Source organism: Enterococcus innesii (assembly GCF_022846515.1).
Taxonomy (GTDB): domain Bacteria; phylum Bacillota; class Bacilli; order Lactobacillales; family Enterococcaceae; genus Enterococcus_D; species Enterococcus_D innesii.
This window is the reverse complement of record NZ_AP025635.1, coordinates 1,837,696-1,863,466: the sequence shown is the minus strand read 5'-3', so window position 1 is coordinate 1,863,466 and position 25,771 is coordinate 1,837,696. Positions and strand designations below refer to the sequence as shown.

Genomic DNA, 25,771 nt, shown 5'->3' with positions numbered 1-25,771 from the left:
GAAGTGTGGAATAGTAGTAATACGTTTGATACAAGTAGCAAAGACCAAAATGATTGAACCTTAGTGAGGAGGCAAAAAGCAGTTGTTTATTGGGATATATTGCTCACTGTTGAACAATGTTATACGCAGAGCACTTCCGAGATCAATTGAAAAAAATTTATAAAAAGGAATGAACAATTATGAAAAAACAATTTTCTATCTATATATGTTTGCTAGTCTTGCTTGGTTCCATTTTTTGTGAACCAACGATCATTCTAGCAGAAGCAATCAATGCAACCGAAAGTACCGAAAGAACGACCGAAACGTTAGAAAGTACTGAACCTGTGACCGGAACGATCGATACGGAAAAAGCACCTACGGATTCATCGACAGCGGGAGCAGTTCAGTCAGCAACGAGTCAAGCAGAAGAAGAACAAGCAACCGTCCCTAGTGAAAGTCAAGCAACCCAAGCATCTTCGACACTGAATCAAAACAGCATTCAACCCCGAGCACCAGATACTGAGACAGAGACAGAGACGGAAACGGAAGCTTCTGCTACCGCTGAAAATCTTAGTGCCAACCTAAACGAACGGGGAGTACAACTTTTTGACAATGTCCGAATCACTGACTTAAACGATCAACCCTTCACTGCCGAAAATCCACCGATGTATAATGACAATATCAAAATTCATTTTGACTGGTCGTTAGCAGATACGGAAGAAATTCGTGCTGGTGATTATTATACGTATCAATTGCCGAATTATTTTGCCATTCATAACACCGTCAGTGGTGAATTGACCCGTTCCGGCGGACAATCGATCGGAAGCTTTACCTTAGCACTCGATGGTACATTGACCGTTACTTTTAATGAGGCAGCACAAACACTTTCCAACCGCTCAGGGACTATTGATCTGATCACTGAATTAAGTGTAAGCACCGTTACTGAGGAAGTGACCATTCCTACCGGGATTTACGATGAAGATGGCCATGAGATCATCATTACATTACCTATTTATGAGGTCGATATCATTAAGACGGGTAACGTAACTTCCAGCGGTTCAGTGGTTTGGGAAATTATTTTTAACCAAGCCAGTCGTGAATTGCATGATGTTGTGATCACCGATAAGATGCCACAAGGATTAGCTTATAGTACCTCGACAGGCTACTTGTACGATGAATCCACCGATGAATGGATTCGTACCGATGGCTTATATACGTATAACAGTGTTAACAACACGTTTACCTTCAATCAAACAGTTAATCAACCGGTCCGTATCGTGATCAATAGTGCAGTCACCGATCCAACGGCTTCTTCTTTCAAAAACACGGCAACAATCAACGGTAGCGATTTTACAGAGAAAACCGCAGAAGCAACGGTTACCTACGATGAACAATCAGAATACAAACGATTTAAAGGCTACGATCCAGAAACGAAACGAGCATCTTGGGAAATTTCCGTTACATTGGACAAAGATCAAGCCAGAGTTTTGGATCAGACCTACTCGGGAACAGATCCTGAAAAAGCCTTGCACTTTTTTGTTCCAGAAACTTTGGTGATCACTGACAAAGACGGTAATCCAATCCCTTCAGAGGACTGGTCCTTTGATGGGACAGAACAACAGAATAAAGAGGGGGAAATCGTACGCTTTGGCATCACGTTTGCCAAAGCTGGCTACTACAAGATCCAATACGACACCCAGTTGTATGAATCGGTTTTAGCCGATACCCGTATATACAACTACGCTTCGATCCGCGACAATCAAAATACCTCGTTGACGGGCAGCGGGACAGTGACACCAACCAAAACGATCGGTGTCGTGAAAACCGCTGGCACCAAAGACTATGAAACGAAGACTGTCGCATGGAAAATTGAAGCCAATACCAATCAGCAAAAAGTTAGCGACCTGATCATAGAAGACCGCTATCAATTGATCTCTGGTGCAAACAGCAGTGCTTTAGCTTTATTGGCGGATACGCTAGTCGTGACAGCCAGCGGGGTGACCGAGCCTTTAGCGCTCAATACCGACTATACGCTAGAGCTGATCACAGAAACGAAAACGCTAGCCGATGGCTCAACGAAGGAACTTGAGACTGGTTTTCGCATCAAGTTGCAAGGAGCGTACCAAACGACCTCGGCAACGATCACTGCTAATTTCAAAACCAGCTTCGATGTTTCACAGCAGATCGCATTAGGAAGTTCTAGCAGCCGGTTTAGTAATGCAGCGTTTGTCCATTATAAAGATGAAGCCGGCAATACGTTCACGGAAGCTTCGGAATCCAATACTTGGATGGATACCAACTGGTTAAAAAATGCCTTGAAATATGGCCTATTCATTGGTGAAGGGGAAGATGTCGCCAAAGCGATTACCGCTGTATTTGGTCGGAATCTAGGAACTATTTTTGATGAGCAGACTGCTTCAAGCGATCAAGTCTATTGGATGGGGCTATTCAATACGTACAAAGAAAAAATCAACAAAGATGCAACCATCACGGACCAGCTGCAAGAAGGCCAAACCTTGAAAGACTTGGCGCTTTACACGGTCACGGTAACTGGATATACGACACAAGTCAGAGCACTGAAAGAGCAATTGGTGCTAAACGAGGATTACAGTTACACTTATGACCCTGACACGAAGAAAGTTACGATCACCTTGCTGAAAGAAACGTCAGAAACACTGGCGGTCTTCTTGGCAACGGAAGCATCTGAAGAAGTATTTACCTACAAAAATACTATTACATTGACGGACAATGACACAACGTTGACGGCTGATGGGCAAGTCGACAAGTCTGCGAAAACGGACTGGTTGATGAAAAACGGCAGCCAGAATGCCGAGAACAATCGATTGCTCGATTGGGAAATCATGATCAACGCTGACAGTCGCAAAATCCACAATGCGGTAGTGACCGATACCATCAACTACAATCAGCACACCTTTTTACGCGATGCCGACGATAACGTGATCGTAGATGTGTATGAAGCGGTCTTAAACAATGGCACTTGGGAAAAAGGGGAAAAAGTCACCTTCACCAACGAAGACAATCCGAAAATCACCTCGGATGTGGTCGCAGGGACGCAATCGTTAGTGATCGCTTTTGAAGAATTGATTGATAAACCGTACTTTATCGTTTATCAAACACAACTTGATCCCGGGATTTTGAACAATGAACGGGTGGCCAATAGTGTCAATTTGACGGGTAGTGAGATCGAAATTCACACAGTGACCAAAGAAGTTACCATCAAATCGACAGACGGTAGCGGAACCTCTTCTGGGACGAACGGCTCCTTGACGATCGTGAAATACGATGCCGATGGCACGAAAGAACGAGGGATCGATGAAGAAGCAGTTTTCCAACTAAGCCGCAAAAATGCGCAAAACACCTATGAAGTCATCTTGTCGAATCTGGTGGTGAAAAACAATCAGATCATGGAAAACGGCAACGCCATTGAACGGATCGACAATCTGCGCTACGGCGATTACATGATCCAAGAAATCACCGCACCAGAAGGATATGAACGAGATGCGACTCAGTACACCTTCACTATTTCTGATGAGCAAGTCAATTATGTTTTTGAACTAGCCAATAAGCGAGAAATCAAAGAAACAACCCTTGCCTTGAATGTTCAGAAAATGCTTGATGGACGCGAGTTGAAAGACGGCGAATTTACTTTCCACCTGGTGGATGAAGCTGGCTCTGTGATTTTAACGCAAACCAATGACGGTAACGGTCAAGTTACCTTTGACGCCATCACTTACAACGAGCCTGGCGAGTACCACTATACGATTCGGGAAAAAGCCGGCAACGATCCAACCATCACCTATACTGACAAGGAACTAAAGGTAACTGTGACCGTCACGGAAGAAGACAGCCAGTTGATTGCGAAAGCAGTCTATGAAGGCAATCAAGTCTTTGAAAATGACTATACGCCAAAAGCCGGTAGTGTCGTTTTGAGTGCTGAGAAAGTACTGATTGGTCGTGATTTGAAAGCAGAAGAATTTGACTTCGAGTTAGTCAATGAAGCAGGAACTGTACTTCAAACAAAAGCCAATGATGCAACTGGCAAGATCTACTTTGACGCTCTTCCTTACGATAAAGCAGGTGATTACCGCTATACCATCCGTGAGAAAGCAGGAACTGACGGCACCATCACTTACGATGCAAAAGAACTGGCGGTAGTTGTGACCGTCACCGATGAAGACGGACAGCTTGTGGCAGTTGCCGAATACGAAGGCAACCAAGTCTTTGAAAACGACTATACGCCAAAAGTCGGCAGTGTCGTACTGAGTGCCGAGAAAGTGTTGACAGGCCGCACGTTGCAAGCTGACGAATTTATATTTGAACTGGTAGATGAAGAAGGTAACATTCTTCAAACAAAAGCCAATGATGCAACCGGACAAATTACCTTCGATGCTCTTGCATATGACAAGGCAGGCGAGTACCACTACACCATCCGTGAGCAAGCAGGAAACGATGGCACCATCACTTACGATACGAAAGAACTTGCGGTAGTCGTTACTGTGACGGATGAAGCGGGACAGTTGACCGCAGTTGCCGAATATGAAGGTAACCAAGTCTTTGAAAACGACTATACGCCAAAAGCCGGCGGAGTGGTACTGAATGCTGAGAAAGTATTGACGGGCCGCACGCTGGAAGCCAACGAGTTTGCCTTTGAGCTAGTCGGTGAAGCAGGCAACGTGTTGCAGACGAAAACCAATGACGTAAATGGTCAAATCTATTTCGATGAATTGACATATGGCGAAGTCGGCGAATACCGTTATACGATTCGGGAAAAAGCTGGCGCAGATAGTACCATTACCTATGACACGAAAGAAATTGGCGTTGTCGTAAAAGTCACCGATGAAGACGGGCAACTAGTGGCAAAAGCAACGTATGATGGCAATGCGATCTTTGAAAACGACTATACGCCAAAAGCCGGCAGTGTCGTACTAAGTGCCCAGAAAGTCTTGACCGGCCGCACCTTACAAGCTGACGAATTTGCCTTTGAACTGGTGGATGAAGATGGAACTGTACTTCAAACAAAAGCCAATGATGCAACCGGACAAATCTACTTTGACGCTCTCGCCTATGAGAAAGCTGGCGAATACCGCTATACCATCCGTGAGCAAGCAGGAAACGATGGCACCATCACTTACGATACGAGAGAACTGGCAGTAGTCGTTACCGTCACTGATGAAGCCGGACAGTTGACCGTAGTGGCGGAATACGAAGGCAACCAAGTCTTTGAAAACAGCTATCAACCAAAGGCTGGTAGTATCGTACTAAGTGCCGAGAAAGTCTTAACCGGTCGTACCTTACAAGCAAATGAATTCGATTTTGAACTAGTCGATGAAGACGGAACTGTTCTTCAAACAAAAGCCAATGACGCCACTGGCAAGATCTACTTTGACGCGCTCCCTTACGAGGAAACAGGTGAGTATCACTACACCATTCGTGAGAAAGCAGGAAACGATGGCACCATCACCTACGATACGAAAGAACTGGCAGTAGTCGTTACTGTCACTGATGAAGCCGGACAGTTGACCGCAGTGGCGGAATACGAAGGCAGTCAAGTCTTTGAAAACAGCTACCAACCACAAGCTGGCAGTGTCGTTCTAAGTGCCGAGAAAACCTTAACTGGTCGTACACTACAAGCAAATGAATTCGACTTTGAACTAGTCGATGAAGAAGGCAACGTACTTCAAACAAAAGCCAACGACGCCACGGGCAAGATCTACTTTGACGCTCTCGCCTATGATGAAACAGGTGAGTACCACTACACCATTCGTGAGAAAACAGGAACTGATGGCACCATCACGTACGATACGAAAGAGCTAGCGGTAGTTGTGACCGTCACTGATGAAGCCGGACAGTTGACCGCAGTGGCAGAATACGAAGGCAACCAAGTCTTTGAAAACAGCTACCAACCAAAAGCTGGCAGTGTCGTACTAAGTGCCGAGAAAGTCTTAACTGGTCGTACACTACAAGCAAATGAATTCGATTTTGAACTAGTCGATGAAGACGGAACTGTACTTCAAACAAAAGCCAATGACGCCACGGGCAAGATTTACTTTGACGCTCTCGCATATGATGAAGCAGGCGAATACCACTACATCATTCGTGAGAAAACAGGAACTGACGGTACCATCACTTACGATACGAGAGAACTAGCGGTAGTCGTTACTGTGACGGATGAAGCCGGACAGTTGACCGCAGTGGCGGAATACGAAGGCGATCAAGTCTTTGAAAACAGCTACCAACCAAAAACTGGCAGTGTCGTACTAAGTGCTAAGAAAGTCTTGACGGGTAGAGACCTGCAAGCCAACGAATTCGCATTTGAATTAGTGGATGAAGCTGGAAAGGTTCTGCAAACCCAACGCAATGACGCAAATGGAACGATTACTTTTGATGCATTGACGTATGACGATGCTGGGGAACATCGTTACACGATTCGTGAAAAAGCTGGCAACGATGCAACGATCATCTATGATGAAACCACCTATCAAGTAACGGTCACCGTCAAAGAGCAAGCAGGAAAATTAGTGGCTGAAGCGGAACAAACGGCAGACATGGTATTCAACAACCGTGTCAAAGAAGGCAAAACAACGAAGCCGGGAACTGACAACTTACCGAAAACCAATGACACCACGACCGCTGGTTGGGTCGTCTTGGGACTGTTGTTAGTAGTGATCGCAGTAGGCATCTACCTTGAGCGCAAAAAACGGACGCCGTTATCATAGGCAGGGGAAGCAACAGTGCAGAAAGAGAAAGCGGGATGAGGCCAACTTGTCCCGCTTTTTCCTGCCCTATTTTTCTTCACTTCAAAGAAAAAAAGCGTCAAAAGTATGAAACGCTAGGAAGCGAACAATCAGCAAACCAAGACTCAAGAAGGGGACGAAGGGCAACTGCGCCAATCGTTTCTTCCAGATGCCTTGATAGCTAAAAAAAGCGAGGAGTCCAAGACTACTGGCTACCAGTAAGAGGGCCAAAAGGGTCGTCGGCGTTAGCCAAATGCTCCAACCTGCCAGCACTAAGAGATCGCCGCCGCCCATTTTTTCCTGCCATACAAAAAAGACCAGTGGAACCAGCAAACCTAAAGACAGCCATTGAAAAGAAGCGCCGCTTCTAAGCTGTGCCAGCGCGAGAAGCAGGTGGGCGGGATACAGCAGTTGCGGGTAGACGCTATAGTCTATCAAGTCGGTCAAGCTGAGTAAAAAGGCACTGGTCAGCCAGACAAAAGTCAGGGAGCTTTCTGAATCATGAAAGGCAACCCCGCAAAGTTCGCCATAGCACAAGCAGGCGAAAACCCAATAAAACGGGGGTGAAAGCCATCTTGTAGGAAGGAGAAGAAACCAATGGTTATCCGAAACTTTGTTTACTTTCTGGTAGTGAGAACGAGAATCACTTTTTGGCAGATTCCAAAACAGGGTTTGTAAGAGCAAAAGCCAAAAGAAGCCGAGTAAAGCGCCTAAAAAAAACACGAAAATCGTCATTTTTCGTACCCCCTTATAAAGAAATACGTAAGAGAGTGAGAAATTTTCTCAAATAGATGATTTTGTTGTACTTTTTATTTGTTTCGTATTATCCTTAAAATAGATAATTTAGAGGAGGAATCGTTATGAAATTTGAACAAACAAAAGAAGTATTAAACCAACTTGTTGCTGATTTAAGCCAAATGGCTATGGTCGTTCACCAAACACACTGGTACATGCGTGGACCTGGCTTTTTGACCTTGCATCCAATGATGGACGAATTCATGGATGATCTAAATGAGCAATTGGATGAAGTTTCTGAACGCTTGATTACATTAGACGGTTCACCATATTCAACTTTGCGTGAAATGGCAGAACACACTCAAATCCCTGATGAAGTGGGCAACTGGGACCGCACGATTCCAGAACGCTTAGCTACATTGGTGGAAGGTTACCGTTACTTAGCGGACTTATACCAAAAAGGGATCGAAGTATCTGGTGAAGAAGGCGACGATCCAACCCAAGATATCTTCATCGGCTTCAAAACAGCCATCGAAAAACGTATTTGGATGATCCAAGCGCACTTAGGCGAAGCGCCATTGATCGATCCAGCGAAATCTCGCGTACGTCATTAATCAACAAAAAACCAGCGAAGAATTTTCTTCGCTGGTTTTTTTACTTGCCTACCAATAATGCTTTGGCGGCTTCAATTTGCTGTGCCACTTGATCAAAACCGGTGCCGCCATAAGAATGCCGATTTTTGACGGCGGTATAGGAATCAAGTTTTTCAAAAATATCGCTGTCGATGGCAGGATGGATCGCTTGGTAGTCTTCCAAGGAAACATCTTGCAGATAGATGCCTTTGGTCAAGCACTCGCTGACGAGCTTGCCGACAATCTCATGGGCTTGTCTGAAAGGCACGCCTTTGCCAGCTAAGTAATCCGCTAATTCTGTTGCGTTGGAAAAATCCTTTTCAGTGGATTCTTGCATTCGTGCTTGATTGACCTTCATCGTTGCGATCATGCCCGTCATGATCTGCAAGCTTTTCGTGAGGGTTTCGGCACTGTCAAACATGCCTTCTTTGTCTTCTTGGAAATCTTTGTTGTACGCCAGCGGCAAGCCCTTCATGACCGTCAAAAGACCAAAGAGGTTCCCATAGACACGTCCTGTTTTTCCACGGATCAGCTCCGCCATGTCAGGGTTTTTCTTTTGAGGCATGATGGAACTGCCGGTGGAGAAGGTATCGGTCAGTTCCACAAATTGGTACTCGTGGCTGCACCAAAGAATCAGCTCTTCACAAAAACGAGACAGATGCATCATCAATAAAGAGGCGTTGCTTAAAAATTCCAAGATAAAATCACGATCACTGACCGCATCTAGGCTGTTGTTGTAAATATTGCTGAACCCTAACTCTTGAGCGGTGAAGGCCCGATCGATGGGGAAGGTGGTTCCTGCCAAAGCGGCACTGCCTAAAGGCATCACATCGATGCGGCTCAAACTCTCACTGAAACGCTCTTGGTCACGCGTCAGCATACTGTAATAGGCTAAGAGGTGATGGGCAAAAGAAATCGGCTGTGCATGCTGCAGATGGGTATAACCGGGCATGATGGTATAGATGTTGGCTTCGGCTTGCAAAACCAGCGCTTCTCGCAACTCAGCGGTCAAGGCGATCACGTCTTGCACGACTTCTTTCAAATACAAATGCATATCGGTCGCCACTTGGTCATTACGACTACGGGCAGTATGCAATTTGCCTGCCACTGGTCCAATCAATTCATGCAAGAATGTCTCGATGTTTAAATGGATGTCCTCATTTTCAATCGTGAAGGTCAATTCGCCAGCGGCCAATTGCTGCTGAATCGTGGTCAAGCCGCCAATGATCGCTTCGCCATCGGTTTGACTGATGATGCCCGTATGGACCAGCATTTTGACATGGGCCAAACTGCCAAGAATGTCTTGTTTTGCTAACTTTTGATCAAACGTGATGGAAGCCCCAAAAGCATCGATCCATGCTTCATTTTTCCCATCGAAACGTCCGCCCCATAATTTTGCCATATTCTCACCTCAAAAAAAGATTACGGCTGAAGCGGCAGCTTCAGCCGTGCATACTTAAATCAATGTTTCTGTTAGTTGCTGTTGTGCTTGGATCTCAGCGTGCACTTTGCTTGGCAGTCCCCATAATTTGATAAAGCCGATGGCCGCATGCTGATCAAAGGTATCTGCAGAAGTATACGTTGCTAAGTTTTCATCGTACAAGCTGTTTTCAGATTTCCGTCCTTCACAAATGACGTTGCCTTTGAACAATTTCAAACGCACGATCCCGTTGACGTAGACTTGCGTGCTTTTCAAGAAGGTAATCAAGGCTTCCGTCAATGGATTGAACCAAAGACCATCATAGATGACTTGCGCTAATTGCTGCTCGATGATTGGTTTGAAATGTGCCAATTCCCGTACAAAGACCAAATCTTCCAATTCTTTATGAGCCGTCATCAAAGCGATCGCTCCTGGACATTCATAAACTTCCCGTGATTTGATTCCCACCAGACGATTTTCGATATGGTCGATCCGACCAACGCCATGCTCGCCAGCCACCCGGTTCAGTTTCATGATCAATTCTGCTAGATTCATCGTTTCACCATCAATGGCCGTCGGTACCCCTTGATCAAAGGTGATCTCAACGATCGTTGGTACGTCAGGAGTATCTTCTAATTCTTGCGTGATGGCGTAGGCCCCTTTTGGCGGCGTTGCCCAAGGATCTTCTAAGACGCCGCACTCACAGGCACGTCCCCACAAGTTTTGGTCGATGGAATATGGATTGTCCAAGTCAGCGGGAATCGGCATTCCTTTTTCAGCGGCATAGGCAATCTCTTCTTCCCGGGACCATTTCCATTCCCGAACCGGTGCGATCACTTTCAAGTGAGGCGCTAAAGCGGCAATCGCCACTTCAAACCGAACTTGGTCGTTGCCTTTGCCGGTACAGCCGTGGGCGACGGTCGTTGCGCCAGTCGCTAATGCCAACTCCACCAATTTCTTGGCGATCAATGGGCGAGACAAAGCGGAAACAAGAGGATAAGAATTTTCATAAAAAGTATTGCCTTGTAAAGCGATCAAAGCAAAATCTTGGGCGAATTCTTCGCGGGCATCGATGGCATAAGATTCAATCGCGCCAACTGCCAAAGCTTTGTCTTTAATGGATTGGGTGTCGCGACCTTCACCGATATCTAGGCAGCAAGCTACCACATCATATCCTTGGTCCGTTAACCATTTAATTGAAACGGAGGTATCTAATCCTCCAGAATAGGCCAATATTACTTTTTCTTTCATACTTATTAACTCCTTTTCCGCGTGTTTTCAAGTGATTGAAGCTATCTTATCAGAATAAAAATAATAAATCAAGGGAAAAATTAAATATTTATACATAAAAGTGATGATTATCAGGTTTTTATACTATTATCGGTGATTAAGGAAAAGAAGTGGATGCTCACTTTGTTAATGAAAGTTTATACACGATATTCATAAATCTATTCAGTTTTAGAAGCCTGCAGCAACAAGTTTCATTTTTCAGAGAAAATGGCAGAAAACGAATGGAGAAAATTTTCAAAAAGAGGCGGAATTACGTTGACATTAGGCTTTATAGAAGGTATTATGTTATATGGTATTGTTTGCCCCACAAGAGCCCCGGAAACTCAAGTGTATGTCAAACATTCGTGAAATTGAATTGGAGGAAAAAATTGTGCGTACAACATATATGGCCAAACCAGGCGAAGTAGAACGTAAATGGTACGTAGTAGATGCAACAGATGTTCCTATGGGTCGTCTTTCAGCAGTAGTAGCATCTGTCTTACGTGGTAAAAATAAACCAACATTCACACCTCATGTGGATACAGGCGATTTCGTAATCGTCATTAATGCAGAAAAAATCAAATTAACAGGTAACAAAGCAAGCGATAAAATTTATTACCGTCACTCAAACTTCCCAGGAGGATTGAAATCAGTCTCTGCTGGAGAATTACGTGCTAAAAATTCTCGTCGTTTGATCGAAACTTCTGTAAAAGGCATGCTTCCTAAAAACACTTTAGGCCGTAAACAAGGAATGAAACTTCATGTTTATGCTGGCGCTGAACACCCACATGCTGCACAACAACCAGAAGTATTGGACATCACAAACTTAATCTAATAGGAGGGAATTTCATTGGCACAAGCTCAATATATCGGCACTGGCCGTCGTAAAAATGCAGTAGCCCGCGTACGTTTAGTACCAGGTACTGGTAAAATTACTGTTAACAAAAAAGATGTTGAAGAATACATCCCACACGCAGACTTGCGTGAAGTAATCAACCAACCATTCGGCGTTACAGAAACTAAAGGTTCATACGATGTTTTTGTAAACGTAAATGGTGGTGGATACGCTGGACAATCAGGTGCAATCCGTCACGGTATCGCACGCGCATTGTTACAAGTTGATCCTGATTTCCGTTTAGCTCTTAAACGTGCTGGCTTACTTACACGTGACGCACGTATGGTTGAACGTAAAAAACCAGGTCTTAAGAAAGCTCGTAAAGCTTCACAGTTTTCAAAACGTTAATCAATTCCTTATTGTATCAACGCTATCTGGCGCTTTTTGGTGTCAGTTGATGTTAATTATAATAAATCGTTTAACAGTTCTAAAGCATCGGCATCTTGCTGGTGCTTTTTTTCTGGCATTAATTCAAGATAATAATTTTGGGTTGTTTGGATATTGATGTGACCTAAGCGTTTTGAGACATAGGCGATATCAATAGAAATGAAGCATGAGTATCCCTAAGACCATGGAAAGGTGTTTTTGGGATATCTTAGCTTCTTTAGCAGTTGCGCTAGTCTAACGGATTGATTAAAGCCGTTAGGATCGAAGTAATAGCCATTCTCTTTGACTGGAATGGTTTGTAGAATGTCATATACTTCTTTGTTGATAGAAACATCTCTTTTAGAATTTTTTGTCTTTAATGAAGTATCCTCAGAAGTCGGGCTTATAGATCGTCGCACCTCAATACCATATTTGAAAACATTCTCAGGTCGAATACCAAAAAGCTCTCCACGACGCATCCCCGTTTCTAAAGCTAGCAGCACAAGTACGTTAAATTCATTATCTGTATGATGAATGACATAAGTCCGTAGCTTTTTCAGTTCTGTAATAGACAAGGTTCGGTTGCGCTTTTCTAGAACTTTCCCCCGTGTTTTAACTAAACTAGAAAAGTCCGTTCAGCGAGTTTCTGTTGAGACCATTCTTTCTCTAAACGAGTTTCTTTCACAGCAACTCTTGTTTATTACGATACTAATCCATTCACAAGTCCATCCATTCAGTATATGGTTTTCAAAGATAAAGAAAAGTACTTATTGAAGCGCATTTCAATCATACGCTCTCGGTATATTTTTATCGACTATAAAGTATCCATCTATTGTTGTTGCTAAGATAGTCTGTTATGATTTAAATAATAATAAATTTGGAGAACTAATTAGGAACTCTCCAAAAACGACTATACATAATTGGGAACGTGGCATCAATCTACCTAAAGAAGATAAACTGAAAAAAATTGCTCTTCTGGGAAAGACGACAACTAATGAGTTGCTATATGGTTCCATAGAAGAATTCATTACAAAGATTGTGGTGGAACATTTTCGGGTACAGTTAAATCCACTGTTTATTCAACAGATTATTCTTTTTTTGAATCAGAAGAAAATCAATTTTTATGATGAAATGACAATCATTGAATTTATCCAAGGAATTTTTGATTCAGGTTCATTCATTGAGGAGGAGAGCAGTTATTTGAGTTACAGCCCAGTTATCGATTATGACAATCTGTATACTGCATCAGAGAAGAAAAATGAAGAAATTGGAACACCGATTTTTTATGTATATATTGAGAGGGGAAGGAATAGAGTTCACTACTTACCTTTTACTTTCTTAGAACATCAAAAGGAAAAGCTTCGTACTTTACCGACTTTGAGATCTCAAATAGAAATTGATTATTATACCCGTCAATTTCCTTTATTGGACGTAAAATTGATAGAAACGATGATTTTTTACTATGGAGTTAAACAAGATAATACAGCTATCATTATTCGATATGAATATGATAACCAAAAGAAATTTTATAGTATCAATCAAAAAATGATGAAATCGATATCTATGACCCGTTTAAAGTTGAATTAGACAAGATGATAGCGTTTTTCGATAGGGAGCATTAATCTCAAGTTTATGACACTGTTATTGCCAATGAGACATCGAAAACGTTGATATTTCAATGCATAATCGGAAATTTTTAACCTTTATTGTTTATAGCTAGTCACCTGTTAGAAAGGGGCATGTATAGCATTTTTCCCGAAGGGAGAGGAGTCTTTTCAGTATGGTTAAGTTATTTATTATTGGTAATGGTTTTGATATTAGTCATAATTTACCAACCAGATACAAAGATTTTTTCCAATATCTCTTAGATTTTCAAGGTGGTATAAATTTTGTAGAGGCAATTGAAAAGTTTTCATACTACAATACTCCAGAGCTCTGGAGCAATTTTGAGGAACACTTAGGCTATCTATCAGCCGACTCTGTAATTGATGAAGCGAATCATAGGAGAATCGAATTTAATGCAGAATTCGATTATGAAACATTAGATGATAGTCATATTACTCATTTTTTGCAGGAAGATTATTACAGCGCCTTAAACAATCTAGATGATTATGTAAAAAAATGGGCTAAGTCAGTTGAAATATTAGGAATAGAAAGAATCGAAAAGTATCAAAATATATTTGATCCGGAATCAATATTTGTTACGTTTAACTACACAAAAGTATTAGAGGAAATATATGAGATTGAGGATGATAGAATACTTCATATTCACGGGGACACTGACAATGAACCAATAATGGGACATGGAAGAGATCAAATTCAGTATACTTCAAAAAGTGATAATAGGTCGTATGATATTTTTGAAGAAGAGTTTAGGAAGAATATGTTCTATGGATTTTCTGATTTTTATAACTCATCACAAAAAGATATATCGTTATTCAAGATATATTTACGTTCTTTCATATCTCAATATGATAATGACATAAGTGAAATATTTGTGATAGGTCATTCGCTAGGAAGGGTTGATTCTCCATATTTTGAATTTCTTAGAGAGCATTTTGAAAATATAAGTATTAAAGTTTCTTATTATGGTAAGGTAGATTACGAAAGAAAAGAAAATTACTTAAATGAATTCCGATTGGACAATTTTGAGTTAGACAATAATTTTTTGGAAATCTAAAATGTAAATTCTAGAAAAGACATAGATTTGGATTAAGTTTGAGAGGTGAATTTATGAGAGAACCGAGCGGAAAAATAAAAGTATTCAATAGTTCTAAAATGGGTGAAACTGCTGCTGATCAGAAATATATTCTTGCTAGGAAAGCAGTAAAAGAAATTCTTGAATCAACAAAATTATTTGAAATATATTCTTTTGAGGATGAGGGGGCATCAACAAGATCGGCAAAAGATCATTACACTCAAGGACTTGAAAGTAGCAATATCTATATTTTTTTGATAGACAATAAGGACGGATTACCTGATGGCGTTAAGTCTGAATTGAATACTGTTGATACACAAAATCCTGCCTTATACTATTTTTGTAATAAGAACAAAAAGAAAAAAAGTTCAATTAGATTTAGAACGTGTCCAATTACCTAAACATGTTACGGTAAATTCATTTGAAGATTTTATTGAAAGATATCCATCAGATTTAATAGAATATGTTTTAGATACTTTTAAACTATCCGGTAGAAATGAGTCAACTCCATTATCATCAAAAAAATCCATTGCTAGACGAAGTTGATTCAGATACTAAGCGTACTGTAGTACCTGACAATACGGATATTTCTTTTTTGACAAAAAAGTGTTACAAAATCAGGAGAGCTGAAATTATTTTTCAGGTCTCCTTTTGAATAATGAAATGTATGATGTGTCTGTTGCCAATAAGGATTTATACTATTTTTTTTATTAAATTCTTAGAAATATATTCCAGGGAATATCGATTGAAAACTTCAATATGAATTTATTGTTAAGTTCTTTGCAACATATTTTTCCTACTACTTATTACGAGATTGTTGAAAAAAGGTGGATTGTAAATTAAAAATATTACTAAAATAAATATGATGATTCTTTAGAATTATTAACAGAAGCCCATACCTTAGCGAACAAAAGTAAAGCGAATATTTTCGAATGGTTAATTCAGGATATTTTGATAGATTTGAGAAATAGAGAGAATAAACTCTTGGAAACAAAAAATCAATACAACGCAAATAACTTCGGACAAAAAGAAATAGACAAACGTGACATAAGGTGTTTTTATCCAATTATAGATAAAAACGAAAAAGATCATCTTAATTGGATTGAACTACAGAGATAAAAAATGAAATAAGAACTTATTCTTCTTGGAGTTCTTATGAGGATTTATCCTAGGGCACAAATTATATTGCTGATTTTTATTATCAAGATATGCTATTTGGATCGTTCACCCAATTATCAAGAGTATACTTATTAATTCAAAAGTTTTCTTATGTATTTTTAAAAAGAAAATAATGATGAATATGCGTAGTTAATATTAAGGAAAAGCTTATATGAAGTGTATGTTTCTGCACTGCATATAAATGGTTATATTAAAAGTACTAATTAAGCTGTAAAAAGCGAACAAGTGTGCTAAAATGAATAAGTTGTAAAATAAAAAAAGAAAAGAGTGAGCTACATGACGAATTCTGTAAGTTCTTCTGCTGAGTCAAAGCGTACTATTGCAGCATTTTTCTCAGGTGTCGGAGGGATTGAGCTGGGATTTAAAAATACCGGCAAGTTCAGAGTGGTGTACGCAAATGAGTTTGATAAAAATGCTGGGATCACTTATCGTGAAAATCATCCAGAAACACCATTGGATTCTCGTGATATACACGATGTGACTAAAAATCTATCTGATGTACCTAGAACAGATATAGTAATGGGGGGATTTCCTTGCCAAGCATTTTCAATTGCTGGATATCGTAAAGGGTTTGAAGATGATAGAGGGGATTTGTTTTTTGAGTTACTCAAAGTCGTGAATGAGAAGAAACCTGAAGTTATATTTGTTGAAAATGTAAAAAACATGGTCACACATGATCATGGAAATACTTTTAAGATAATACGTGAAGCGTTAGTTATGAGTAACTATTTTATAAAATGGAAAGTTTTAAATGCAAAAGATTATGGTAACGTTCCTCAAAATCGCGAACGTATATATATTGTCGGATTTCGTTCCAGAGATGCATACGAAGCATTCCAGTTCCCAGAAAAAACTGAGTTAACATGCACATTAGATAGTGTTATAGATTTTGAAACAAATATGGATGATAAATTTTATTATAATGAAAATAAGACGGTATTCTGGGACAAACTTTATCCTAATATTATTTCACAAAATACAGTATATCAGTGGAGAAGACAATATGTTCGGGAGAATAAAGCAGGTGTTGTTCCGACTCTAACAGCAAATATGGGAACAGGGGGGCACAATGTTCCGCTAATTTTAACTAATGATGGTAGAATTAGAAAACTTACACCGAAGGAAACTTTTAACGTTCAAGGATTTCCTCGAGAATTTAAATTACCCAAAATATCAGATGGACAGTTATATAAGCAAGCTGGAAACAGTGTAGTGGTTCCAGTAATTGAACGTATTGCTGAGAATATTCATAGTGCTTTGAAAAAAAGTAAGTCTAAATTCGAAAAAAACTTTCCTAAAGGGAAGTATTATATTATGCATACATCTATGGATGGACGTTTTAGTGGAAAATCTGAATTAGTAGATGTTGTTAATAGTGATAAAGACTTAGCTCAATTTTCTATTGATAATGGTATTACATTTATGGGTTATGAAGATTACTTGCGTAATGTACAAAAAAATAAAATTATGGATTTCTATAGTTACGAATAATAAGTACTAATGTATGATTATAATAGAATTGAATTAAGACTGAGTGATATATAATCGCTCGGTCTTTTTTGATATAATTAAATAAAAAGCGGAGTGATGAGTTGGTGATAATATGTGGGAGAAGTTAAGTAAACAAAAGAAAGAGAAGTATAAATTATTAATAACTAATTTTGCTAGTTTAAGTAAGGCCTTTTCTCAAAAATCTGAAACTGAAGATAATACTGAATCTATAGAAATAGTAGCCCCAATAGTTAATTCTAAATTTCAAGAAACAGCCTTTCAACGTTCCTTTGGTGCCGTAGGTGAAGACATAGCTAATACTAGCTATGATGCTTCATTAATAATAGATGAGAATAATAAATACCTGATAGGAATTAAATCTTTCGGTATTCATTCAGGTGATCAAAAAGTTGCACAGTTCAAAGCAAGTAGTGTAGCAGAAGGCTGGAGTACTATTTTAGGACAAGCTAGAGAAAATGCAATGGAACTTGGTAATAAGAGTATAGCCGATGAAAAAAATAAACCTTTGTATATGGAAGTGGCTTTAAAAGTAGCTAAATTACGAAATGAGCGTATCGCCTCATCAAAAGAATTGATTAGAGGATTTGAAGTATCTGATGAAACAAATGTAAAAGCTGTATATCATGTTTTAATGCCTTCAAAAAAAAATGAACAACCAAAAATATTTGTAGGTGAAACTGATTATACTCCAATCGATATAGATAATATAGAAATACTCGGCTCCACAGCTTTAAAAAATTCAGCAAACTTTAAATTTACGGATGGGAAACATATATATAAGTATGCGAATGCAGACTCTCAATTATTTATGAATTTTCACAACAAAGATATTATTGTAGATACTTGGGAAGTTAGTTATGTGGATGATGCTTTTTCTTTTTTTGAAAATATGAGAACGGGGATAGCTACAGTCCATGAACATAGGGAGATAGAGAAGACTGTATCATGGATGATTGCAAACGAAAAAGGAATTGTAGAGGAAAGTTCTGGATTCAATGGTTTTGATGGTGCAACAAAATTGTCAAAGTCTGACGGGTATCGTGAAAAAAGAATAGAAAAATTTGTCAATAAGTTTAAAGGTGATGTTTCTCAAGCGCAAATGGATTATATTGTTAATCGATTAAAAAGAATATTAATAGAAAAGTACCCAAACAAAGAAGACAAGATAGTAATGAAACAGATACGTTTGGAACTAAGGGAATACGTATCTTCAATCAAAAATGATGAAATGAAAAAGGATATATTTGCTATGGTATATCGTCCAGTTTCTGAAATGTACATACCTATCCCAGATGCCAAAAATTTTCATACAAAATATCCCGATTTTTTTGGTGATAAGATTGGAACATTTAAAGAAAATTCTAGTAAGTTAGCACTTCCTAAAGAGTGCAGAAAATTTGAATTAGAATTTTTACCAAGCAAAAATAAATTAACCGCATATATTAATCAAGATAACGGGAAAAGTATCCAATCTGTAAATAAACAAGGCGTTTTAGGTGAATGGATTTTAAGGGGAGTCTTTCAACTAAAAGAGTACGAACCTCTTACTGGTGATAGATTAAATGAGATGGGAATAAATGGTATTCGTCTCATAAAGTATGTTGATCATAAAAGCATAGGCTTGGAATTTATATGGATTGATGTAAATGATCCCCCTGAAGATTCGATTGGATGGGTAAATAAAAGTGCTAACAAATAAATTTAAATAAAGTGACACCTCAGAAAACATGTTAGTTATACCAAATTAAATAATGAAAAATACAGGTGCTGTCAATTAAATAGAAAATAACGAGGTGAAAAAAATTGGTTGATAACATTTTAGATTTAAGAGAAAAAGTACAGATTATGTGTATGTATTATGCTAGTTTGAAATCTACAGATAAAGATCGAAATCATATTACAAAAAAGTACCGTGAATTAAGTAAAGTCTCTGGAATCAAAGAAGCAACAATACGGCAATGGACAGATTCTTTCGATCCGTATTTTGATAATGGTCGAAAAGGTTATCATCAAAGGCCACTTGAGAGTTCTAACAAAAGTTTATTTAACATTTTTACAAAGTATAAAGACTTAGCACCTGATGAGATGAAAAAATTGGTTACATCTATTGAGCTTTCATTAAAAGAACTGGAAAATAACAAGATAAACATAAATAAAAAACTATATAATATTTTTAGTATCAAAACAAGTAATGAGAAGGCGGCTTATGATATCCTGGATAACAGGAATATTATTGAGATAGATGGGTTGAATTGGTATGCTGATACTTTATCTTTAGGAGACATAATTTTTGTAGTATTAGGTGGTGACCGCAAACCATGGGAAAATGGTCTAGTGGGCATTGCTAAAGTTATTAAAGAACCATTTGATTTAAAATACAAAAAGAATAATTATAAAATATTGATCGAATTGAAGTTGCTATTAACCCATCATATGAAACCTGACGATTTTTATTATTATCCATTAGTCAAAGATGTTATTAACATTGGTCCTTCGACAAAAGGTGTTCCAAATCAGGCAATTAATCGTGTACCTTTAAAAGCATGTATATCTATAATAAGAGCAATATTGGATAACTATTCTGAATATGAAACTAGCCTGACAGAACTTTTCGATGAAGATATTTTAAGAATGGCTAAGGGGTATGTTCCTATACTAGGTGAACAAATTACTGATTTTCATGAAAGTGCAGAACCTTTGAGTGATAGTGCTTTGCCGAGTAGCGATCTGGAACCTTTAGAGAGTGATGACGAAATAGATCAAGAACTAAAAACTGATTCAGATTATACTAGTTTCGATGACAGATTGGATTATAATACTGAAATTCGAGTAGATAAAGGTTTTTATACAGTCTACGAATTAAAAAGAAAGTATGATAGAAATAACAAGCTTAAACTAGATAGTGATTTTCAGAGAAACGCGGTCTGGAAATTGGATCAAAAAGTAGAACTAATTGAAAGTATATTGATGGGTATTCCGTTACCAATTTTCTATTTCAATGAAGATAAATATGGAAATTTGATTGTTGTCGATGGTAGACAACGACTAACGGCTTTATTTGAATTTATAGATAACAAGTACCTCCTCAATAAAATGAAGGTTATGAAAAAGTACAATGGATGTCGTTTCTCTGATTTAAATATGACACTTCAAACTCGAATTGAGGATTATCAGTTACAAGCCCATGTCATATTACCACCAACTGACGACCAAATTAAATTTCATATTTTTGATCGAGTAAATAGAGCTGGTACACAGTTAAATAAACAAGAAATTAGGAATGCATTATATCAAGGGAATTCTACAAAGTTACTGAACAAAGTATGTGAAAATCCACTCTTTGGTGAAGCCACAGATCAAGCTTTTGAAAAAAATAAAAGAATGCAAGATAGGTATATTTTACTTCGTTATATTTCTTTTGAACTATATTTTTCAAACCAAATTGAAAATGGTAAGTTTGAGTACAAGAATAGTCCAGATGAATTATTAGGTAAAAGTATGGAATGCTTAAATACTTTTGACAAGAATGTAATTAAACAATATGAGACTCTTTGTTACAAGGGTTTAAAAAATGCAATTCAAGTATTGGGAAAAGATGCATTTAGGCTAAAAAGAAGGAGAAATGGTAGAAGACCGCCTATTAATATGAACATCTTTGAAACATTAATGTTTTTAATGGTGCGAGTTGATTTAAAAACACCTGATAATATAATTTTTCTTCGAGAGCGGATTGCGGAGTTGCTTGATGATGAAAACTATCAAGATAGTATAGGAAGTTACAGAGATAATTTACCAAAAATAAAAAAACGCTTTGGCATGGTTAATGATATTTTGAAGGAGCTAAATGATGCTAAATAAACTTGGAATTAATTCTTTTAAAAGTATAAGAAATATGGAACTAGATTTAACAAACTTGAATTTATTTGTTGGAACAAATTCATCAGGTAAATCCAGTATACTACAAGCCTTGCTCGTTCTTTCTCAATCTATAGATGGGCAATATGCTCTCAATGGACCGTGGGTTCAATTAGGTACTTTTAATGAAGTAAGGAACACAGGAAGTAGGGAAGATATTAAAATCATAGCGCAGATGAATGATTGTCAGCTGACATTAACTATAGATGAAGATGAAAAAGTGTTTGTTTCTAACGATAGCAATATTGAGCAAGAGAATATGAATTACTTACATTATAGAAACAAGAAGATTCATTACATCTCTGCTAATAGAATAAGCGGGATGGATCTCTATCCTCGAAATATGGATAGCTTTGATGACTTTGGGATTGATGGAAGATATAGTATTGACTATTTATTCAATCATAAAAGCGATATTATAGATAAAGATTTAATCATTGATAGTGATGCTTTGACTCTGCAATATCAGTTAAATTTTTGGCTCAAAAAAATTATGAACATACAAGTAAATGTTAATGAAGTTCCTCAAACAGACGTAATAAAGCTTGAGTATAAAAATGAATTATCTGATGCTCCAAACTTGAGTGGTAAATATAGTAGACCTAAAAATGTTGGGTCAGGAAATAGTTATATTATCAGTATAATTATTATGTGTTTAGCTAGTAACAAAGAAGATATATTAGTTATAGAAAATCCCGAATTACATTTACATCCAAAAGCTCAGTCAAAATTAAGTGAATTTCTTTTTCATATTGCAAAAAATGGTCGGCAACTATTTATTGAGACTCATAGTGATCATGTGTTTAATGCTACGAGAGTAGAAATATCAAAAGAGAAGCATTTCAAAGACTTAGTTTCAATAAATTTTATTTCACTAAATAAAAACTATGAAACGATAAATCAGGAGATTGTAGTTGGTGAAGGGGGAGAAGTTCTAAATCCTAAAGAGGACTTATTTGATCAATTTGAAAATGATCTTTTAAAAATGATAGGATTATAGGAGATTATATGGTAGATATTTTAATAAATGATCTGTCACTAAATGGGCAATATACATCGTTTAAAGAATTTGAACAATATATTAGAGATAATTTAATACCTTTTTTAAAATATTGTGATGAAAGGAATCTAGTTTTATATAAGAAAACTGATTTTTATCAACGAAAAGTAACAGTAAATAAAAGTTTCAATGATTTTCTACATCAGAAGGGAAATCCCGTTGTTTCTTATTTATTAATGGCTTTAAAAAAAAGATTTTTTTCTAAACCTTTTTGGGATGAAGAAAATGAATCAAAAATTGATGCAAATGCTACATACACGTACGAATTGGAGATAGAAAAATTATGCTGTCTATTTGAAGCTTCGGAAAGAGACCGTTTAGTGTATTCATTTTCAAATTCAAATTTTAGCGAAGAATATATTAAAATTTATAAAAATAATCAAGAAATTATTGTTAGGTCAATTTTTAATATAGAGGATTTGAAACAAGAACTCTTTATTGTAAGAAATCCTCTCAATAAGAGTACTGTATTAATACCTTTACAATATACATTTAAAATGTATCAGAATGAAGATCATCATAATGTACCGCATTTTCATGTTATAAAAGGGGATTATAAAGCTTCAATCAGCATTCCTAATTTCGAAGTAGTGGTAGGTAGTTTACAAAGACAAACACACCTTAAAGATTTGCAAGAATGGGCGGAGCAAAACAAAGAATATATTATTCATTTATGGAACAAAAAACATCCAGATAAACTCCTTAATATTGACTAGGTATTTTAAATAGAATTCTAGTTTAATCAGAGTATATGGATGAAAAACAAAAATACAATCGATTAAAAATTTTTCAGTAAGTGGAAGGATTAAGAATATTAATTTAGTATATTTTGATCAGAATCAAGAAAGTTGTTCAAAATATTTTATTTGAATACACAATAATATAAAAATAGCTATGACGAAGCATAAAAAATAAGAAGTACCCAAGAAATATCCTTGAGTACTTCTTATTTTTTTATGTATTGGCATCCTACTTCTTACAAAATCTTCTCAAATCGTCTTATGCAACGAGATCACTATATTATTTTCGAGATAACTGTTCACTAATCAAACGACTCGTCACTTCAAACGCCGTAGTGATGTTCTTTCGCTCTTCACTAGAAAGCACCTTTCCTGAGAAGGTTAAGTTAGGTTCTTTTTTTAGGAAATCAAGAAACTTTGCCATTTGTTTAGAAATATCTTTTTGACTGCTATTTCGATAGTCTAAGAAATTCTTTTGTAAATCAGGGATAGCTTCGGTTTGATTATCAAGAATTAAATCTGTAGACACATGAAATATTTCTGCTAGTTTTAAAATCTCGGTATCTCTTAACGGTCGCTCGCCTCGTTCAATTCTACCAAGAACATTTTTATTAAGGTTCATTAGCTTTGCCAGATGCGCTTGAGAATAATTTTTACTTTCTCTGAGATTAACCACATTTTCCCCTATTCTTGAGGGTTCGTATAAGTTCTCTTGTTGGGACATAAATTCTGCACCTCTCATACCTGTTTTATAAAAGCGTATCACAGAATACAAAATAGGTATGTTTTGTATATAAAATAGATTTTAATCTTTAAATATCTATTTTGTTGTGATAAGATGAGTTGTATACAAAATAGATACGTATTTAATTAAACCTGTTATAGGTTGAAAATAGAAATGAGACTATGTGCTGAGAAATACATTCGATCAATCTATTTCCATGGGAATCAGCTGTTGCCAGTTACTTTTTTATCATGAGTTGTCAAATCAATCAGATAATGCAAGTCCATATACAACACTAATTTTTAAACTTACCAAGGAACTTCATGATCAAGGTAAAGTTCAATAGAATATGCTCATAGTCACGAACTGGAGAAGAGTTTCATCACACACCTAAGACTTTCCTAACAGCACCAATGATAAAACTTTGATCGATCATAGTAAGTGAAAGAGAAAGGAGGAATTTTATAAACGTTACCACTTGATTTCCAGACAAAGTTTGCGAGAAAGGCTTAGGCTTTAGTTGATTTTCAACCAAACAATTATAAGGAGGAATTTATGTGAGAAAAAGATTGTATTTACTAGGGGTAGTTTGTTTTGTCAGTATCCTGTTTCTATCTGCTTGTTCCAATGAATCAAATCATGGTGAGTCTAATAGCAATGATGGGAAAGTTTCGCTAACCATGACAGCCTGGGGAAATCCAGCAGAGCAAGAAGTATATCAGCGAGCGATTGATGCCTATATGAAACAAAATGAAAACGTATCCATCGAACTTATTCCTGCTCCTGGGGATACGTATGCGCAGCAATTACTCACGCAGTTGCAAGGAAGTCAAGCTCCTGACTTATTTTATGTAGGGGAGGTACAAATGGCGCAACTGATTGCGACTGGACGATTGATTGAATTAACAGATTTCTTGGAATCAGAGGATAGCTATGTCAAAGTTGATGACTTTGCCTCAGGAATCTGGGGACCTGCTCGAAGAGGGGAGCAAATCTACGGTGTTTCTGTCGATTCCAATCCAATGTTGTTGTATTACAACAAAAAAGTGCTAGAAGAAGCAGGACTTGATCCTAACGAACCGCAAAAATTATATGAATCTGGAAATTGGACTTGGGATAATTTCCAAAAGATAAATGAGACGGTCACTGCTAATGGAAAATATGGTCATGTCCTAGAAAATGGTGCACATCACTACTTCAGTTGGTTGTGGTCAAATGGTGGAGAAATGTATGGGGACGATGGTTCGTTTATTTTACCTGAAAATGAACGAGGAATAGAAACCTTTGCTTATTTGACGAAAAATGTAGTTGACGGGAATTTCACCTATGCAGGGGCTTTGCCAGAGGGGCAAGGTGGGGACGCCATGTTTATGTCCAACCAAACAGCCTTTGTGTCAGCGGGACGGTGGTTTACACCAATGTTCAGCGAAAATGAGGCATTAGAATTTGATTACATTCCATATCCTACTAACACAGGTGAACAAATCGAGCCTAGCTTTATTGCAACCGCGTATTTAGCGGTAGGTGATCATTCAAAAAATAAAGAAGAAGCGTTGCGCTTTCTATCCTACTATACTTCGGAGCAAGGACAACGGGATCGGTTAGAAGATGAGGGGAATGCTGTTCCTTCTGTGACGACAGCAGATGACATCATTGAAAATGCCACGATACCTGAGCATGCCAACTATTTAATCGATGCAAGAGATATCGGTAAAGTAGAAGATAAACAGGCATTGGTTCCAGGACTAAGTGATCAATTAGAAAGTATTCTGGATCTACTCTTCTTAGGGCAGTTAGATCTTGATGAAGCTGTAGTACGCTTGGAAAAAACAGCCAATGAATTGATCGAAGCCAATCAACCGTAGCAATATTTATTAGATGAGGAGGTGGTA

Annotated in this window: 17 protein-coding genes and 1 pseudogene; 13 read left to right on the top strand and 5 right to left on the bottom strand. The window is 37.9% G+C overall.

The window, feature by feature from the left end:
• Positions 1-179: 179 nt before the first annotated feature.
• On the top strand, positions 180-6,716 hold the full coding sequence (locus tag ENLAB_RS08690) for a Spy0128 family protein (RefSeq protein WP_244350748.1): 6,537 nt from the start codon (positions 180-182) through the stop codon (positions 6,714-6,716).
• 81 nt (positions 6,717-6,797) lie between these two features.
• On the opposite strand, the gene ENLAB_RS08685 is transcribed toward ENLAB_RS08690, so the two are convergent.
• Complete coding sequence (locus tag ENLAB_RS08685; protein ID WP_244350747.1) at positions 6,798-7,469, bottom strand: prepilin peptidase; 672 nt, start codon at positions 7,467-7,469, stop codon at positions 6,798-6,800.
• Positions 7,470-7,594: 125 nt separating this feature from the next.
• On the opposite strand from ENLAB_RS08685, the gene ENLAB_RS08680 reads away from it, so the two are divergent.
• On the top strand, positions 7,595-8,083 hold the full coding sequence (locus ENLAB_RS08680; protein ID WP_005230382.1) for a Dps family protein: 489 nt from the start codon (positions 7,595-7,597) through the stop codon (positions 8,081-8,083).
• A gap of 40 nt (positions 8,084-8,123) precedes the next feature.
• Here the strand turns inward: ENLAB_RS08680 and argH are convergent, their stop codons facing one another.
• Together argH and ENLAB_RS08670 are read right to left on the bottom strand one after the other, a co-directional pair.
• Positions 8,124-9,503 (bottom strand): argininosuccinate lyase, encoded by a 1,380-nt coding sequence (argH, locus tag ENLAB_RS08675; RefSeq protein WP_244350746.1) that lies wholly within the window; start codon positions 9,501-9,503, stop codon positions 8,124-8,126.
• Between the two features lie 54 nt (positions 9,504-9,557).
• Entirely contained in the window at positions 9,558-10,772 is a 1,215-nt protein-coding gene (locus ENLAB_RS08670) for an argininosuccinate synthase (RefSeq protein WP_244350745.1), read from the bottom strand.
• Between the two features lie 406 nt (positions 10,773-11,178).
• Here ENLAB_RS08670 and rplM point away from each other — a divergent pair, with 406 nt between their 5' ends.
• Both rplM and rpsI read left to right on the top strand, forming a co-directional pair.
• Positions 11,179-11,625 carry a 50S ribosomal protein L13 gene (gene rplM / locus ENLAB_RS08665; protein WP_301280258.1) on the top strand — a complete coding sequence of 149 codons (447 nt, stop codon included), beginning with the start codon at positions 11,179-11,181 and terminating at the stop codon, positions 11,623-11,625.
• 15 nt (positions 11,626-11,640) lie between these two features.
• A complete protein-coding gene (rpsI, locus tag ENLAB_RS08660) occupies positions 11,641-12,033 on the top strand; it encodes a 30S ribosomal protein S9 (RefSeq protein WP_003128901.1) in 393 nt (130 codons plus the stop codon).
• A 56-nt stretch (positions 12,034-12,089) separates the two neighbouring features.
• Here the strand turns inward: rpsI and ENLAB_RS08655 are convergent.
• Positions 12,090-12,686: pseudogene (locus tag ENLAB_RS08655) on the bottom strand (site-specific integrase); the annotation flags it as partial.
• Positions 12,687-13,182: 496 nt separating this feature from the next.
• Between ENLAB_RS08655 and ENLAB_RS08650 the strand changes: the two are divergent.
• The 8 genes from ENLAB_RS08650 (at position 13,183) to ENLAB_RS08615 (ending at position 23,131) form a co-directional block, all read left to right on the top strand.
• On the top strand, positions 13,183-13,638 hold the full coding sequence (locus ENLAB_RS08650) for a hypothetical protein (RefSeq protein ID WP_244350733.1): 456 nt from the start codon (positions 13,183-13,185) through the stop codon (positions 13,636-13,638).
• A gap of 193 nt (positions 13,639-13,831) precedes the next feature.
• Positions 13,832-14,731: a bacteriophage abortive infection AbiH family protein gene (locus ENLAB_RS08645; RefSeq protein WP_244350726.1), complete on the top strand. Its 900-nt coding sequence runs from the start codon at positions 13,832-13,834 to the stop codon at positions 14,729-14,731.
• A 53-nt stretch (positions 14,732-14,784) separates the two neighbouring features.
• Positions 14,785-15,150: a hypothetical protein gene (locus ENLAB_RS08640; protein WP_244350725.1), complete on the top strand. Its 366-nt coding sequence runs from the start codon at positions 14,785-14,787 to the stop codon at positions 15,148-15,150.
• Positions 15,151-16,204: 1,054 nt separating this feature from the next.
• Positions 16,205-17,419: a DNA cytosine methyltransferase gene (locus ENLAB_RS08635; RefSeq protein WP_244350723.1), complete on the top strand. Its 1,215-nt coding sequence runs from the start codon at positions 16,205-16,207 to the stop codon at positions 17,417-17,419.
• Between the two features lie 112 nt (positions 17,420-17,531).
• Positions 17,532-19,139: a hypothetical protein gene (locus ENLAB_RS08630; protein ID WP_244350721.1), complete on the top strand. Its 1,608-nt coding sequence runs from the start codon at positions 17,532-17,534 to the stop codon at positions 19,137-19,139.
• 104 nt (positions 19,140-19,243) lie between these two features.
• The gene (locus ENLAB_RS08625) at positions 19,244-21,298 is read left to right on the top strand and encodes a DUF262 domain-containing protein (RefSeq protein ID WP_244350719.1); all 2,055 of its coding nucleotides are present in this window, start codon (positions 19,244-19,246) and stop codon (positions 21,296-21,298) included.
• The gene (locus ENLAB_RS08620) at positions 21,288-22,355 is read left to right on the top strand and encodes an AAA family ATPase (RefSeq protein WP_244350718.1); all 1,068 of its coding nucleotides are present in this window, start codon (positions 21,288-21,290) and stop codon (positions 22,353-22,355) included. The genes ENLAB_RS08625 and ENLAB_RS08620 overlap by 11 nt, the downstream gene beginning before the upstream one ends.
• 8 nt (positions 22,356-22,363) lie before the next feature.
• Entirely contained in the window at positions 22,364-23,131 is a 768-nt protein-coding gene (locus ENLAB_RS08615; protein WP_244350716.1) for a DUF4160 domain-containing protein, read from the top strand.
• 304 nt (positions 23,132-23,435) lie between these two features.
• Here ENLAB_RS08615 and ENLAB_RS08610 read toward each other — a convergent pair whose 3' ends face one another.
• Entirely contained in the window at positions 23,436-23,879 is a 444-nt protein-coding gene (locus ENLAB_RS08610) for a helix-turn-helix domain-containing protein (RefSeq protein ID WP_244350715.1), read from the bottom strand.
• A 557-nt stretch (positions 23,880-24,436) separates the two neighbouring features.
• Between ENLAB_RS08610 and ENLAB_RS08605 the strand changes: the two genes are divergently transcribed.
• Positions 24,437-25,744, top strand: a complete 1,308-nt coding sequence (locus ENLAB_RS08605) for an ABC transporter substrate-binding protein (protein ID WP_244350714.1) — start codon at positions 24,437-24,439, stop codon at positions 25,742-25,744.
• The last annotated feature ends 27 nt before the right edge of the window (positions 25,745-25,771 follow it).